14 protein-coding genes are annotated in these 15824 nt (G+C 54.7%); 8 read left to right on the top strand and 6 right to left on the bottom strand.

Annotated features, from left to right (window positions below; translation table 11 throughout):
• Positions 1 to 27: 27 nt before the first annotated feature.
• Both PMI17_RS08560 and PMI17_RS08565 read right to left on the bottom strand, forming a co-directional pair.
• Complete coding sequence (locus PMI17_RS08560) at positions 28 to 417, bottom strand: VOC family protein (protein WP_007888289.1); 390 nt, start codon at positions 415 to 417, stop codon at positions 28 to 30.
• Entirely contained in the window at positions 414 to 1577 is a 1164-nt protein-coding gene (locus PMI17_RS08565) for an MFS transporter (protein ID WP_007888299.1), read from the bottom strand. The genes PMI17_RS08560 and PMI17_RS08565 overlap by 4 nt, the downstream gene beginning before the upstream one ends.
• Positions 1578 to 1718: 141 nt before the next feature.
• Here PMI17_RS08565 and PMI17_RS08570 point away from each other — a divergent pair, with 141 nt between their 5' ends.
• The 3 genes from PMI17_RS08570 (at position 1719) to PMI17_RS08580 (ending at position 4149) form a co-directional block, all read left to right on the top strand.
• Positions 1719 to 2489: a DeoR/GlpR family DNA-binding transcription regulator gene (locus PMI17_RS08570; protein WP_007888300.1), complete on the top strand. Its 771-nt coding sequence runs from the start codon at positions 1719 to 1721 to the stop codon at positions 2487 to 2489.
• Positions 2490 to 2660: 171 nt separating this feature from the next.
• On the top strand, positions 2661 to 3365 hold the full coding sequence (locus PMI17_RS08575) for a pirin family protein (RefSeq protein ID WP_007888301.1): 705 nt from the start codon (positions 2661 to 2663) through the stop codon (positions 3363 to 3365).
• A 67-nt stretch (positions 3366 to 3432) separates the two neighbouring features.
• Positions 3433 to 4149 (top strand): GntR family transcriptional regulator, encoded by a 717-nt coding sequence (locus PMI17_RS08580; protein WP_007888302.1) that lies wholly within the window; start codon positions 3433 to 3435, stop codon positions 4147 to 4149.
• Between the two features lies 1 nt (position 4150).
• Here the strand turns inward: PMI17_RS08580 and PMI17_RS08585 are convergent, their stop codons facing one another.
• Positions 4151 to 5350, bottom strand: a complete 1200-nt coding sequence (locus PMI17_RS08585) for an enolase C-terminal domain-like protein (RefSeq protein WP_007888304.1) — start codon at positions 5348 to 5350, stop codon at positions 4151 to 4153.
• Between the two features lie 303 nt (positions 5351 to 5653).
• On the opposite strand from PMI17_RS08585, the gene PMI17_RS08590 reads away from it, so the two are divergent.
• The gene (locus PMI17_RS08590) at positions 5654 to 7045 is read left to right on the top strand and encodes a PTS transporter subunit EIIC (RefSeq protein ID WP_007888306.1); all 1392 of its coding nucleotides are present in this window, start codon (positions 5654 to 5656) and stop codon (positions 7043 to 7045) included.
• 37 nt (positions 7046 to 7082) lie between these two features.
• Here the strand turns inward: PMI17_RS08590 and PMI17_RS08595 are convergent, their stop codons facing one another.
• Positions 7083 to 8099 (bottom strand): lipoate--protein ligase A, encoded by a 1017-nt coding sequence (locus tag PMI17_RS08595; RefSeq protein WP_007888308.1) that lies wholly within the window; start codon positions 8097 to 8099, stop codon positions 7083 to 7085.
• Positions 8100 to 8302: 203 nt separating this feature from the next.
• Here PMI17_RS08595 and PMI17_RS08600 point away from each other — a divergent pair, with 203 nt between their 5' ends.
• Together PMI17_RS08600 and PMI17_RS08605 are read left to right on the top strand one after the other, a co-directional pair.
• On the top strand, positions 8303 to 8983 hold the full coding sequence (locus PMI17_RS08600; protein WP_007888309.1) for a type 1 glutamine amidotransferase domain-containing protein: 681 nt from the start codon (positions 8303 to 8305) through the stop codon (positions 8981 to 8983).
• Positions 8984 to 9173: 190 nt separating this feature from the next.
• Positions 9174 to 9779 (top strand): TetR/AcrR family transcriptional regulator, encoded by a 606-nt coding sequence (locus tag PMI17_RS08605; protein WP_007888312.1) that lies wholly within the window; start codon positions 9174 to 9176, stop codon positions 9777 to 9779.
• A 36-nt stretch (positions 9780 to 9815) separates the two neighbouring features.
• Here PMI17_RS08605 and tkt read toward each other — a convergent pair whose 3' ends face one another.
• Both tkt and PMI17_RS08615 read right to left on the bottom strand, forming a co-directional pair.
• The gene (gene tkt, locus PMI17_RS08610) at positions 9816 to 11807 is read right to left on the bottom strand and encodes a transketolase (protein WP_007888314.1); all 1992 of its coding nucleotides are present in this window, start codon (positions 11805 to 11807) and stop codon (positions 9816 to 9818) included.
• A 29-nt stretch (positions 11808 to 11836) separates the two neighbouring features.
• A complete protein-coding gene (locus PMI17_RS08615) occupies positions 11837 to 12295 on the bottom strand; it encodes an RpiB/LacA/LacB family sugar-phosphate isomerase (protein WP_007888317.1) in 459 nt (152 codons plus the stop codon).
• 446 nt (positions 12296 to 12741) lie between these two features.
• Between PMI17_RS08615 and PMI17_RS08620 the strand changes: the two genes are divergently transcribed.
• Together PMI17_RS08620 and PMI17_RS08625 are read left to right on the top strand one after the other, a co-directional pair.
• Positions 12742 to 14076: an MFS transporter gene (locus PMI17_RS08620; protein ID WP_007888320.1), complete on the top strand. Its 1335-nt coding sequence runs from the start codon at positions 12742 to 12744 to the stop codon at positions 14074 to 14076.
• A 1-nt stretch (position 14077) separates the two neighbouring features.
• On the top strand, positions 14078 to 15823 hold the full coding sequence (locus PMI17_RS08625) for a dihydroxyacetone kinase family protein (RefSeq protein ID WP_007888322.1): 1746 nt from the start codon (positions 14078 to 14080) through the stop codon (positions 15821 to 15823).
• The last annotated feature ends 1 nt before the right edge of the window (position 15824 follow it).

The following is a 15824-nucleotide window of genomic DNA, read 5'->3' on the forward strand; positions in this document are numbered from 1 at the left end:
CCAGCGAAGGTTGGCTGTGCAGTTTTGTTATTGATCACTGACAATTTCAATCAGATTACCGTCGGGGTCGCGAATGATCGCCTCATAGAACCCATCACCGGTTTGCCGGGCGGCACTGACTAAAATTCCCTGCTCTGATGCGTGTTTCACCATCAAGTCGACCTCTTCTCTGCCGCCCACGTTGATGGCGATATGCGCCCAACCGGTAAGCTCCTCGCCGTGCGGCCCTGGCGCTAACGCTTCAAGCGTCATCAGCTCGAGGGTGGGTCCCTCCGATAAACTAATGAAGTGAGAGCGAAAACCAGGCCGGTTTTTGCTGACGTACAACGGGTTAGAGGTTGCGCCAAAAAACTGATGCCAGAAGTGCTGCTGTGCAGCCAGATTTCGCGTCCATAACGCCACGTGGGCAATTTTCATACGCTTTCCCTTTCTGCCTTGTTTTGACCCAGATTCAGTGTGAGAGAGAGCGCGCCAACCATCAGCATCAACACCATGATGAGTGAGAACGCAAAGGCCAGTGAACTGGCGTGCGCGATAAAGCCGATCATCGCTGGGCCGCTTAACACCCCGAGGTAGCCCATGGTGGTGATTGCCGGCACCGCAACGGCTTGCGGCATAACCTTCTGCTGGCCGACAGCAGAGAAAATGACCGGTACAATATTGGCACAGCCACCTCCCACCAGGACGTATCCCAGCAACGCCAACGGCCATGCAGGCGTATAGGTGACCAGCGCCAGTCCTACGGCGGCGGTTAAGGCACCTGCCAGCACCACAGGTAACCGACCCAGCGTGGCAATAATACGGTCACCGGTTAGCCGGGCTAACGTCATCGCAATGGCAAAACAGGTATAACCCAGACCACCGAGTGTCTCAGGGATATTTCTGACCTGCGTCAGGTAGACAGCGCTCCAGTCCAGCACCGTCCCTTCCGTCAGAAATACCGCAAAGCAGATAATGCCGAGCAGTAAAACGTTACCGCGCGGCACGGCAAAGGCGGGCCCCTCTTTGGGATTAGCATAGGTCAGCAGGCCGGGATAACTGAGCAGGGTTAACACTATCACTGCGCCAGTGACCCATAGCGTTGCGGTTAAAACGGACATCCCCAGCGACAGCAGCAGAGTCATGAAACCGGCACCAGCAATCCCCCCAAAGCTATACATGCCGTGAAAGCCAGACATCAAAGGAGCAGATGATTGTTTCTCGACCAGAATCGCCTGAATGTTCATGGCGCAATCGGTCACGCCAATCCCGACGCCAAATACCAGCAGTACCAGCCCGAGCAGTAACGGATCCGCTATTACAGCCAGCAGTGGCGTGCTCAGGATGATTAAGCCGATGGCCACGATGATCACCCGGCGGCAGCCAAAACGGCTGGTTAATAAACCGGTTACGGGCATAGCGATCAACGCACCAAAACCCAGGCACAACAGCAGAGTGCCAAGCATGGCTTCGTTAACGCCGGTATTATTGCGCGCGAAAGGCACAATCACGGCCCAGGTTGCCGTAACGAAGCCCGCCACGAAGAACGTCAGGCGTGTCGCAAGGCCGGAGGAGGTACTAAGGGCTTTTTGTATCATTTCATTCCTCGTTAAAAACGGATCAATGCCCTATGCGCGTAAGGCAGATTCCCATAGGGTTGCACTTGAAAATTGACAATCACTGCACGTATGCATGATTATGCTCAGTATAGATCGATTGTGATGGATTAAGGAATTAATATGCTCGATTATGCGGCTTTCCCTGAACAGCGACAGGCATTGATACGGCAGATTTTACGTGAGCAGGGCCGCGTAGTGTGTGTGGATCTCGCCAGGCAAATGCAGGTATCTGAACATACTATCCGGCGCGATTTGCATGAGTTGAGTAAAGAGGGGCTGTGCAAAAAAGTGTATGGTGGTGCAGTCTTGCAGCTGCCAGAAGCGGATGCATTTCAACAGCGAAAACAGCAAAACCACGCAGAAAAGGACAGAATCGCGAAACAGTGCGCAGCCCTGGTTAAAAGCGATAGCTGCATATTTGTTGATGCGGGCACCACTAATCTGGCGATGGTGCTGGCGCTGCCGGAGCAGCTCTCATTAACGGTGGTCACCAATGCACCGGATATTGCTGCCGTGCTGTTAAAACATCCCAATATCGACGTCATTATGCTGGGCGGACATATTCAGAAAAAAAGCGGCGGTTGCGTAGGGAATACCGCCATTGAGCAGCTTAGAAATATCATCTTTGACCAGGCCTTTATCGGCGGATGCGCCATGAGTCCCGACTCGGGGCTCACCGGTTTTGACTTTGCAGACTGTGAATTTAAAAAAGCGGCGATCAAGCAAAGCAATCAGACGATCGTTGGACTCACCGCCGATAAAATCCCCGCGGTTGCCAGATTTACAGTTGCAGGTTGCGAACAGATAAATGTGCTGGTGGTTGAAGAGAGTCTGAATAAAGAGTTTTACAACGCCTTTCGTGACGAGAATATCACCCTGATCACCGTATAAACGCGTTATCCGACACCCGCTTATGCATCAATATTGTCTCAGGATGGGCAGGTAAACAGCTGGCTTCCCTTATTCAAAAGTTTTGATGTAAGCGAGCAGTTTTGCCTGCTGTTCAGGATTTTTTCAGCCTCTATGATGGTTGTCAGAGAGAAATCATTGAGGAAAATAGCCATGAACATCTTGCGTGCCGATCGCGATCAACTGTTTGAATATGGCCCATTTACTATTCGGCGTCAGCGTCCTGGCGCAGCGTTCGGGCCGTTAGCGATTATCGACCAGATGACGCTGCAGCTGGGTGCGAAAATCCCGCTGCAAGCTCATCAGGACGACGAGATTTTTAGCTACGTCTGGCGCGGCTCGCTGCTGCACCGTACTGAGAATGGCGCCACTGTTTCACTCAACGCGAAACGTGCGCTGATGATGAGTGCGGGCAGCGGTGCGCGTGTTGAACAATCTGCGCCCTTTATCGAAACCGAGATGCTGCAGGCCAGCATTCGCCCGGCCCGGTCTGGTGGCGAAGCACGTATTAATAGCTTTACCCGTGAAGACGGTGCAGCAGTTAACGCCTGGACGCTGCTGGCCGGGCCGCACGGCAGCGAAGCACCGTTGACGCTGGGCCAGGCCGTTTATATTTATGATGTGAAACTGGAACGCGGCGAGCGGGTGCAACTTCCGCAGCGCGCAGGCTATTCCAGCTGGATAACCGTGCTGGACGGTATTGTGAAAATAGATGCTGAGCGCCTGCATAAGGGCGACTCCGTCAGTGCGGCGACGGTATTGTCAGCGCTTACGGGTGAGCGTGATGCCACGCTGGTGGCGTTTATGGTGCAGGATGATGTGCCTGCGGTGCTGAGTGGCACCGTCAGCGGCGCCTAACGCAGCCTGTTGCGTTACCCTCCTCGTGTTATGATCGGCAGAACATCGACCGGAGGAGGGTAATTCAATGAAAAAGAAAGAGTTCATTACCCAGGATTTGCTGAGCAAGATCTATCAGGAAGACACATCGGCACCGCGCAAATTGCCTCCTGAACGCCAACTGGCGGAAGAGTACGGTGTCTCGCGTTTTACCGTTCGCCAGGCGCTGGAGAAGTTGGTGAGTATCGGCGCCGTGCGCATCGTGCAGGGCTCAGGTATCTGGATCAATGAAACGGTACGTAATAACCCGCTGGTTTATAATTCCATCACCGAAAAACGCTTCGACCAGATGCATTACCGCGCGATTAGCCTGCGCAAACGACGCCCGGACAGCGATGAGCAGCAAATATTCGCCATCAATGATGACGCGTTTATTTGGGAGTTTTCCCGCCTGCGCTTTGTCGATAATGTCGCGGTGCAGATCGAAATATCACGCATGCCCGCCAGCTTATTTGCTGACCTTAGCGGTGAAGTGATTGAGCGTTCGATACAGCAATATGTGTTAGCTAAGGGCTACCAGATTTCACATTTGCTCACCAGCTATCGGGCTATTAACGTTAATCGCGAACAGGCGGCTCTGTTGCAGTGTAAAAAAGGCAGCCCGGCGATGCACATTATTAACCGCGGCATTCTGCAGGGCGGGCAGGTGTATGAAATCAGTGACATCATTGATATTAATTACACCTGCACCTACCTGATTCCGCACAATTCCGACAATCTGCGCTTCCGTCAGGAACAGCGCTAAATCACGGCGTGTGAATAGTGCCATCCGGCAGACGGCTCTGCGTCCATTCATGCGGGCGGTACACCACCGGATATTTTTCTGCCAACGCCTGGTCAAACGTTACGCCAATGCCCGAGGCCTGCGGGGGATAAAGATAGCCCTCTTTGATATCCGGCGCGCCTGGGAAAATGGCATCCGTCAACGCCGAGCGCGGAATAAACTCCTGAATCGCGGCATTGTGAAGATGGATATTTAGATGCGTATTCACTGCGACGCCAATCGGTGTCATATCGCCTGGACCATGCCACGCCAGTCTGACGCCAAACGCCTGACACAGCGTCGCCAGTTTTAAAGCGGGCGTAATGCCACCGATTTGCGAGACGTGGCAGCGAATAAAGTCAATGCGGCGATTTACAATTAAGTCATGCCACTCAGCCGGATTATTAAAGAGTTCACCTAATGCCAGCGGAACCGCACTTTGCTGACGCAACTGTGCCAGCCAGGCGGTTTGCGCCGGCGGCAGCACATCCTCGAGGAAATAGGGCATATAGGGTTCAAGCTGCTTTGCCAGCTGAATGGCCTGTTGTGGAAACAGGCGTTCGTGAACGTCGTGCAGGATTTCAAAACGGTGGGCGTATTTCTCTCGCAACGCGCGGAACATCTCAAGGGTATTTGCCATGTACTCTTGCTGAGAATAATAGGCGCCAGCCGTGCTGTTCTCTGGCGAATTCAGCTCTTTCGCGGTGCCGCCATAAAAACCGAGCTGACAGCGAATATGGCGATAGCCTTTTGCCAATGCGTTATCAACCGAACTAAAAAGTTCGGCCAGCGTTTCTCCACTGGCATGGGTATAAGCTGCAATGGCATCGCGCGCTTTACCGCCCCACAGCTGATAGAGAGGCATGTCCGCCAGCTGTGATTTAATATCCCACAACGCCATATCAATCCCTGAAATAGCATTATTGGTTACCGGGCCATTACGCCAATAGGCATTGACGTTCATCATCTGCCATAAATCTTCAATATTGTTGGCATCACGTCCCACTAATAACGGTACCAGATACTCATCAACCATGGTTTTCACCGCCAGCGGACGCTGCTGAAAAGTCGCACAGCCATGACCGGTGATGCCTTTATTGGTGGTGACGCGTACGGTAATCAGATTATGGCGATCGGGACGGGTAATAAAACAGCTAATACTCTCAATAATCGTTGGGGTCACGAGAAATACTCCTGCAGCGCAGTGACTGCGTTCGACATCAAAGCAGTATGATAAGAATTTTTTGCGTATAATTACTGGCTTTTTATTGAGGCGCAAACCCTTTTTTAATAAATAAATATTGGTTAGGAAAGCTTTAATTTTTCCTTAAAAAAACGGACCAATTAGGAATTTAATGGTTTATTTGTCCTGCTGTGGCAGGTTTTGTGATCTTCATCATGATTTATTGGTTTGTTTTGCACTCTGGCATTTATTACCATCCACGGCAGCTTTTATCACACCATTTTTCTTCCCTCAGGAGCCACTATGGGAACGCAGGAAGTCATAAAAAATATAATCCACTTAGTGGGTGGGAAGAGTAATATTAATAAAGTCTGGCACTGCATGACGCGCCTGCGCTTTGATCTGATTGATGACAATAAAGTTAACCAGAGTGAAATTAAAACCTTGCCCGGCGTACTGGGTGCGCAAATGCAGAGCGAGCAGTTTCAAATCATTATTGGTCCGCAGGTGAATAGCTGGTATGAGCAGATCGCTCCGGTATTAAATAGCGATAGCGCACAGACTGCGTCGAGTGAAAAAACACGTAAAAGTGTGGTGTCGATGTTTATGGATACCGTCTCCGGCGTATTCGGGCCTATTGTCCCGGCGATTGCTGGGGCAGGGATGATCAAAGGATTGCTGGCCGGATTAGTGGCGTTAAAACTGATTTCGGCAAAGAGTGATACGGTAATGGTGATTGATTTAATCGCCAGCGGAGTATTCTATTTCCTACCGTTCTTTTTGGCAGTCTCTGCAGCCAAAATATTTAAAACCAATGAGTATCTCGCGGCGGCTGTTGCCGCGTGTTTAATGTATCCCACATTAATCGACGCGGCTAAAACGCTGGCGGCACATCAGGAAGGGGCGGTAAGTGCGTTTTGGCTGATGGGCGTGATTCCGGTTTCGGTGTTTAATTATGCCTCCAGCGTTATTCCGGTAATTTTTTCTATTCTGGCGCTCAGCTATATCCATCGCTGGGTGGATCGTATTATGCCCGAGGTGTTGAAGACCGTCTTTACGCCAACCTTAACGCTGTTCCTCGCGGCACTGACGGCGCTGGTGGTGATTGGCCCGATGGGCATCTGGTTGGGCAAAGGGTTAGCGTTATTTATTGAAGGCTTATTCAGTATTTCTTCCAGCTTTGCCGGCTTGATTGTCGGCGCGATCCGGCCTATTGCGGTGCTAACCGGTATGCACCATGCGATGACACCGATCGCGCTACAAAACTTCAGCGACCGCGGTTATGACATGTTAATGCCCATGATGTTTATGGCCAATATGTCGATTGCCGGCGCGACTTTTGCTATCTGGACATTGAGTAAACATCGCCAGGATAAAGTGGTAACACTTTCAGCCGCCATTTCAGCACTATTAGGCATCACGGAACCGGCGCTGTTTGGCGTATTAACCCGCTACAAAAAAGCCTTTATCGCCGCCACGGTTTCCAGCGCGTTGGCATCCGCGTTTATTGGTTTCTTCGGCGTGCGTTTATATGGCTACATTCTTTCCAGTATCTTTAGTCTGCCAGCCTATATTGGACCGTACTTTATCTGGGCGGTTTCTGGTGTGGCGATTGCCTTAATCATGTCCTTTAGCCTGACGCTGATATTGGTGGGCAAGGAGCCTGATTTAGTGGTGCAGACAGAGAGCAAATAAGCGAACGGGTGCGCGCAACGGCGCACCTGAATCATAGTTAACTCAAGCTACTGACCAGCCAGCTTTCCAGCTGGCTCAGTTCATTCAGCTGTTCTGGACATTCCGCTTTCAACTGCGCGACTTGCGTCGACATGGTTTCTGGTCGATATACCGCGCCCTTCAGGCGTAACGCCAGCGTCTCTAATGGCGCAGGGTTCAAGCTGTCGGTGAAAATCTGGCAGCGGGAAATCACGCCGCGTTCCACATCGAAATGGATCTCCACGCCGCCCCAGACAAAGCGCTCATTCAGCAAATGCGAGAAATCCGGCGCGTTGCCAAAATTCCACTCCCAGCTGCTTTGCCGGGCAAACTGCTGCCTGAAGCCAGGTAAGTCAGGTAGCGCCTCAGGGGAGATATGCTCCGGTTCACACTGCTCATGGTAGTAAGCGAAGTAGGCGGCAATCACCTCGCGGCATATCGCTGCAAAGCTGATGTCCGGCACCAAATCGGCGATGTTAGCCACACGCGATCGTACCGAACTGATGCCTTTCGCCTGTAATTTTTTGATGTCTGGATTGAGGTAATCGGCGAGACGCGACAGATCAGCATCCATTAAAAAGGTGCCGTGGTGAAAACCCCGATCTGGCGTTTCACGGTAGGCGGAACCGGAAATTTTGCGCACGTCACCGTCAACATTCACCACGATATCGTTGCGCCCTGACGCTTCAGCGGCAATGCCGAGCTGCTCAAGCGCACGCAGGATGATCGCGGTAGAGACGGTTTTATCGTATTCCGGTTTGCCGGCCATAAAGGTGAAGCAGCAGTTGCCCAAATCGTGAAACACCGCGCCACCACTGCTACTGCGGCGCGCCAGCTTAATGCCGTCTTCTGCCATGCGCCGCGTATTGCACTCTTTCCATGGATTTTGCGCGCGCCCGATCACCACGGTTTCAGCATTCTGCCAAAGAAACAGCACACGCTGCGTCGTTGGCATCTGGCGGAAAATACACTCTTCCACCGCCAGATTAAACCAGGGATCGTGTGAGTCAGAGATGAGCAAACGTAAGGTGGACATGATTTCTCCGGTTCCGTGAGAGAGAGCAAACGGCGATAGATTACCCGCAAGCGGATAGAAAGGTAACAAACGCGGGCGCATTTCATGGCAGTAAAAAATGAATTAACTTCTAGACGACTGGTCTATTTGCTGTTACTTTGAATTCAAGCGCTAGACGACTGGTCTAGTTTAGATGTTTAAATCCAGCAAGCAGGAGATTTACAATGAAGATTCTTATGGTTTTAACCTCACACGATCAATTGGGTAATACCGGCCGCAAAACCGGTTTCTGGCTGGAAGAGTTGGCTGCGCCTTACTACGCCTTCAAAGATGCCGGCGCAGAAATCACCCTGGCGTCACCGAAAGGCGGCAACCCTCCGTTAGATCCGAAAAGCAACGAGCCCGATTTTCAGACCGAACAAACCCATCGCTTTGAAGCAGATGCTGCAGCAACCGCACAGCTCGCCGCCACCGTTCGTCTGGATAGCGTTTCACCTGCGGATTTTGACGCGGTGTTTTACCCAGGCGGCCACGGTCCGCTGTGGGATTTAGCTGAAGATAAGCACTCGATTGCCTTGATCGAAGGTTTCCTCGCAGCCAACAAACACGTGGCGCTGGTATGTCATGCGCCGGGCGTGCTGCGCCACGTCAAAACGCCAGCAGGAAAACCGCTGGTAGCAGGGCGCAAAGTCACCGGTTTTACCAATAGCGAAGAGGAAGCGGTCGGCCTGACGAAGGTGGTGCCTTTCCTGGTGGAAGACGAGCTGATCGCTAAGGGCGGTCTGTACTCAAAAGGTGCCGACTGGAGTTCATATGTGGTTAGCGATGGTTTGCTGATTACCGGACAAAATCCAACTTCTTCAGCAGAGACGGCGCAACAGTTAATCAAACAACTGGCACAATAAACTTATCGGGATGAACCGCTGTCTACTCCCTTGTCGCACGGTGACGGAACTGAAAGGCAATCATGCTTTCTATGCCTCACAGCCAAGGGAAATGGCGGCGGCGATCGAGCAAGCGGCCCGTAGCTTATCGCAGTAATTTGCGTATAATCTGCTCATAGACGACTGGTCTAGTATTTGGTAATCTCACGCTATGACGACTACATCCCAATTACACAGTAATGAAATCCGCGATCACATCCTTGCCACCGGCCAACGTATTATGGCGGGCAAGGGGTTTTCGGCGGTCGGATTGAATGAAATCCTCACCGATGCGGGCGTGCCGAAAGGCTCTTTCTACCATTACTTTAGTTCGAAAGAAGCATTCGGCGTCGCGATGCTGGCGCGCTATTTTGATGATTATCTGGCTGAGCTTGATACCACGCTTGCTCAGCCGGGGCTCACGATGGCGCAGCGGCTAATGAACTACTGGCAGCTGTGGCGCGAATCGCAATCGTTCTCCGATTGTCAGGGCAAGTGCCTGGCGGTGAAGCTGGGCGCTGAAGTTGCCGATCTGTCGGATTACATGCGCGTTACGTTGCAAAATGGCACCTCGGGTATCATCTCGCGACTGGCGGAAGCGTTGGAAGCGGGCGTTGAAGAGGGTTCACTGGCTATTGATGATACACCCGGCCGGGTAGCGGAAAGCTTGTATCAGCTTTGGGTGGGCGCCAGCGTGATGGTAAAAATCGTGCGCAATACCGGCCCGTTTGATTCAGCCATGAGCATGACGCAAAAAATCATTCGTATTACCGCGTAGTTAAGAAGGGCGTCCCGCTGGGACGCCGCTTCACTCTCACAGAATCGATTTCGCCGTTTTAACCACGTTCTCAACGGTGAAGCCAAACGCTTTAAACAGCTGATCCGCTGGCGCTGACTCACCGAAGGTGGTCATGCCGACGATTGCGCCGTTCAGGCCGGTGTATTTGAACCAGTAGTCCGCGATACCCGCTTCGATCGCCACGCGCGCCGCCACCGCTTTCGGCAGCACCGATTCACGGTACGCCGCATCCTGCTTGTCGAACGCGTCGGTGGATGGCATGGAGACCACGCGCACCTTGCGGCCTTCGGCCGTCAGCTGCTCGTAAGCGCTCACCGCCAGCTCCACTTCCGAACCGGTGGCGATCAGGATCAGCTCCGGCGTGCCGTTGCTGTCCTTCAGCACGTAACCGCCGCGCGCCACGTTAGCCAGCTGCTCAGCGCTACGATCCTGCTGCGCCAGGTTCTGACGCGAGAAGATCAGCGCCGACGGGCCGTCAACGCGCTCGATGGCGTACTTCCACGCTACCGCCGACTCAACCTGGTCGCACGGGCGCCACAGGCTCATGTTTGGCGTCACGCGCAGGCTGGCCATCTGCTCAACCGGCTGGTGCGTCGGGCCATCTTCACCCAGGCCAATCGAGTCGTGGGTGTAGACCATGATCTGACGGATTTTCATCAGCGCGGCCATACGGGCGGCGTTGCGCGCGTACTCGACGAACATCAGGAAGGTGGCGGTGTACGGCAGGAAGCCGCCGTGCAGCGCCAGGCCGTTGGCGATGGCGGTCATACCGAACTCGCGCACGCCGTAGTGAATGTAGTTGCCCGCCGCGTCTTCGTTGATCGGCTTCGAGCCGGACCACATGGTGAGGTTGCTTGGCGCCAGGTCAGCCGAGCCGCCCAGATATTCCGGCAGGATTTTACCGAAGGCTTCGATGGCGTTCTGCGAGGCTTTACGGCTGGCGATTTTCGCCGGATTGGCCTGCAGCTGCTCGATAAACGTCTGCGACTCGCTGGCCCAGTTAGCCGGCAGTTCGTTGTTCACGCGGCGTGTGAACTCGGCAGCCAGCTCCGGGTGCGCGGCGGCGTAGGCGGCAAACTTTTTGTCCCACGCGGACTCTTTCGCCTGGCCGGCTTCTTTGGCGTCCCACTGCGAGTAGATGTCTGAAGGGATTTCAAACGGACCGTGGTTCCAGCCCAGCTGCTTGCGGGTCAGCGCGATTTCGTCGGCGCCCAGCGGCGCGCCGTGCGAGTCGTGCGTGCCGGCTTTGTTCGGCGAGCCGAAGCCAATCACGGTTTTGCACATCAGCAGCGAAGGCTTGTCGGAAACCGCTTTGGCTTCTTCAACGGCTTTCCTGATGGCGTCCGCATCGTGACCGTCCACGCCGCGCACCACGTGCCAGCCATAGGCTTCGAAACGTTTGGCGGTGTCGTCGGTGAACCAGCCGTCGACGTGACCGTCGATGGAGATGCCGTTGTCGTCATAGAAGGCGACCAGTTTACCCAGCTTCAGGGTGCCGGCGATGGAGCACACTTCGTGTGAAATACCTTCCATCATGCAGCCGTCGCCCATAAACACGTAGGTATTATGGTCTACGATGTCATGGCCCGGACGGTTGAACTGCGCCGCCAGCGTGCGCTCGGCAATGGCGAAACCAACGGCGTTAGCGATGCCCTGGCCCAGCGGGCCGGTGGTGGTTTCCACGCCTGCGGTGTAGCCGTATTCCGGGTGGCCTGGCGTTTTCGAGTGCAGCTGACGGAAATTTTTTAATTCACTGAGCGGCAGATCGTAGCCGCTAAGGTGCAGCAGGCTGTAAATCAGCATTGAGCCGTGACCGTTCGACAGCACAAAGCGGTCGCGGTTGGCCCAGTTTGGATTACGCGGATTGTGTTGCAAAAAGTCGAGCCACAGCACTTCGGCGATATCCGCCATGCCCATCGGGGCACCCGGATGTCCCGAATTGGCTTGTTGTACGCCATCCATACTTAACGCACGAATGGCGTTGGCTCTTTCCCGGCGTGTAGACATAAGGTTCTCCAGAGGGGCGAGGTCGGCGCTTATTTAGCGTGGGACACTTGCTCGTAATAACCGATTTTCTCAACTTTGGCGGTTGATCCGCCGCCTTCGAATTCCGATGCCAGCCAGGAATTCACAATGTTCTTCGCCAGTTCAGGCCCGATAACGCGCGCGCCCATGGTCATGATCTGCGCGTTGTTGCTCTTGCGGGCACGCTCGGCGGAGAAGGTATCGTGGCACTGCGCGGCACGCACGCCTTCCACCTTGTTAGCGACAATCGCCACGCCAATGCCGGTACCGCACAGCAGGATGCCGCGCTCAAACTCATTTTTCTGTATGGCCGTGGCCAGCGCAAATGCCACGTCCGGGTACATTGGACGGTCGTTTTGTGCGTCATTGGTGTAGTCCGTCACCACATACTCTTTCTCTTCCAGCAGTTTTTTAATCACATTTTTCAATTCGATAGCCGCATCATCGGCGCCAATTGCGATTGTTTTCATCATGGTACTCCAGCAGGGTGTGCATTGACGCCTGCTCATTTGTTCCGCAGGCGAGAAGATGTTCAGCTATAGCCTGCCATAAATACAATCATATGTTCAATGGCTGTTCATATGAATAACCGTGATTGCCGCCGATAAATCCCGCGTAAAACCCCGCCCGCGCGCTGCTACCCGCGCTTATCAGGGTGAAACTCCGATAATGTAGCCAAAATCAAATCTCATGAGCGCGCTCACACTTTCACGTGTTGCAGTTGAGGTGTGCACATTTATCCGTGTACTGTTCATATGTTCGCATGACTATACCAATGTACAAGAAGACCCATCGAGGACTCGAACATGTGTCATTTACACCGTACCTCTCAGTACTCCTGCAGCCAGCGCTCCTTTGGCGTTTGGTCAACACCACCAAAAGAAATGATCACTCACGCACGTCGTGGAGGTGCGTTATGAAACAACCAACAATGACGGCGGTGGAGCAATCCACCATCAGAAAAATCTCCTGGCGTTTGGTGCCGTTCGTGGCGCTGATGTTCTTTATTAACTTCCTCGATCGCACCGCGATTTCGTTTGCCGGCCCTAACGGCATGACGCAAGACCTCGGCCTCACCGCACTGCAGTTCGGCCTGGCGTCGGGCATCTTCTTTATTGGTTATATCCTGCTGGAAGTGCCGAGTAATCTGGCGCTGCATAAGTTCGGCGCGCGGCGCTGGCTGGCGCGCATCATGATCAGCTGGGGCATTGTCTCGCTGCTGTTCACCTGGGTGAGCAGTGTGGAAGGTCTGTATACGCTGCGTTTGCTGTTGGGTATCGCCGAAGCCGGCTTCTTCCCTGGCGCGATTCTCTATCTCAGCATGTGGGTGCCGGGGCGTCATCGCAGCAAAATCCTGTCGCTGTTCTATCTTGCCCAACCGCTGACGGTGGTGTTCGGTGCGCCATTAGCCGCCTCACTGATTCAGCAGCATGGTCTGTTTGGCATGGAAGGCTGGCGCGTGATGTTTATGGGCGTCTCAATTCCGGCGATTTTGATTGGTATCGCCGCGCTGTTCTGGCTGGTGGATTCACCGTGTCAGGCCAAGTGGCTAACCGCTGAAGAGAAAACCTGGCTGACCGCTGAGCTTGAAGCCGAGCATCAGCAGAAGCAGGGCCATCAGAAACACAGCTTACGCTCAGTGATGGGTAATGGCCGCGTCTGGATGCTGTGCCTGATTTACTTCGGCTTTATCTATGGCCTGTATGCACTGGCGTTCTTCTTGCCGACCATCATCGCCGGCTTCCAACAGCAGTTCGGCACCACCTTCAACGTGATGCAAAAAGGGCTGATTACCGGCGTGCCATACCTGATCGCCGCCGTGGTGATGTTCTTCTGGTCGAAAGATGCCACCCGTCGCGGCTGCAAAACCTGGCACATCGCGATTCCGGCACTGGCAGGCGGCATCAGCGTACCGCTGGCGCTGTATATGGATTCGCCGTTCACCACCATCATGGTGATTGCGATCACCGCCAGTTCGATCTTCGCCGCACTGCCGAACTTCTGGACCTTACCGACGCAATTCCTGACCGGCGCCTCTGCTGCCGCAGCCATTGCCTTAATCAATACCTTAGGAAACGTAGCGGGCTTCTCCGCGGGCTACATTACCGGCGCGCTGCATGACGCCACCAACAGCTACGCCTTGCCGATGTTCGTGGTGGGTGGATTCATGCTGCTGTCAGCCTTCCTTATGCTGTTACTTAACCGCCGTCGCTCGCCGTCTCAGCCGACCTCTTTAGCTCAGGAGCATTAATATGACTTACCTGTTTAACCAACCTTCAGCCTTTGCCGCTGAGCTCATCGAAGGTTTTGTCGCCGCCAACGCTGACAAAGTCCGTCAGGTTGCTGGCGGCGTGGTGCGCAGTACGCGCAGCGAGCCGAATACCGTCGCGGTGATTGTGGGCGGCGGCTCCGGCCACTATCCGGCCTTCGCCGGGTTGGTTGGACAAGGTCTGGCACACGGCGCGGCGATGGGCAATTTATTCGCTTCACCGTCGGCGCAGCAGATTTACAACGTGGCACGAGCGGCGCATAACGGCGCGGGCGTGCTGCTGATGTTCGGCAACTACGCCGGTGATGTGCTGCACTTCGGCCAGGCGTGCGAACGCCTGCGGGCGGAAGGTATCCCTTGTGAAGTGCTGGCGGTGACCGACGATATCTCCAGCGCAGGCAAAGATGAGCAGGAAAAACGTCGTGGTGTGGCGGGCGATCTGTGCGTATTTAAAGCCGCCTGCGCCGCCGCCGAAGCGGGCCACGATTTATCACAGGTTCTGCAACTGGCGCAGCACGCCAATCAACGCACCCGCACCTTTGGCGTGGCATTTTCTGGCTGCAGCCTGCCGGGCGCGTCGCATCCGTTGTTCGAAGTGGAAAAAGGGCGCATGGCGCTCGGCCTCGGCATTCACGGCGAGCCGGGCATTAAAGAGACGGATATGCCAAGCGCCGATGAGCTGGCAGAGATCTTTGTTGAGCGTCTGCTGAATGAACTGCCGGACGACATCCAGCAGACCGAAGGTCAGCGCGTGGCGGTGATCCTCAACGGTCTGGGCTCGGTAAAATATGAAGAGCTGTTTGTCGTCTATCGCCGCGTGGCGCAGTTGCTCGACGCAGCCAAACTGCAGGTGGTTGAGCCGGATGTCGGCGAGTTCGTCACCAGCTTTAATATGGCTGGAGCTTCGCTGACGCTGATGTGGCTGGACGATCAGCTGGAAACCCTGTGGCGCGCGCCAACCAATACGCCAGCCTATCGCAAAGGGAGCGTATTGGTTGCTGAGCCGCTGAGCGCCGCCGAGCTGGAAGAGAGCAGTGAAGAGGCGTTGCCAACCGCAACGGTTGAGTCGCAGGAGAGCGCAAAGCGCGTGCTGCAGTTACTCGAATCCGTGGCGGAAATGTTACAGCGTAACGCTGAGCGTCTCGGCGATATTGATGCGGTGGCCGGTGACGGCGATCACGGTATTGGCATGGAGCGCGGCGTATTGGGTGCGGTAGAGAAAGCGCGTGACGTCGCCGCGCGCGGTGCCGGTGCCGGCAGTTTGCTGTGCCGTGCGGCAGATGCGTGGGCCGATAAAGCCGGCGGCACCTCCGGCGCGTTGTGGGGCGTGGCGCTCACCGCGCTCGGTACCGCGCTCGGCGATCGTCAGACGCCAGACGCACAGCGTGTGGCAACCGGCGTGCGCGAAGCCAAAGAGGGCATTATGCATTTTGGCAAGGCGCGGGTTGGCGATAAAACCATGGTCGATGTGTTGGTGCCGTTCAGCGACAGCCTGAATGAAGCGGTCGCCGCAGGTGCTTCGTTAACCGACGCCTGGCTAGCCGCGGCAAAGGTGGCAGACAAGGCAGCGCAGGATACCGCGCAGCTGGTGCCGAAGATGGGACGCGCGCGTCCGCTGGCAGAGAAAAGCATGGGTACGCCAGATGCCGGAGCGATTTCGCTGGCGTTAATCGTCAATACCGTTGGCGATCTGCTAAAAGAACACAGTGCCTCGGAACAAGGAGCTTGAA

This window comes from Pantoea sp. GM01, from assembly GCF_000282675.1.
Taxonomy (GTDB): domain Bacteria; phylum Pseudomonadota; class Gammaproteobacteria; order Enterobacterales; family Enterobacteriaceae; genus Pantoea; species Pantoea nemavictus.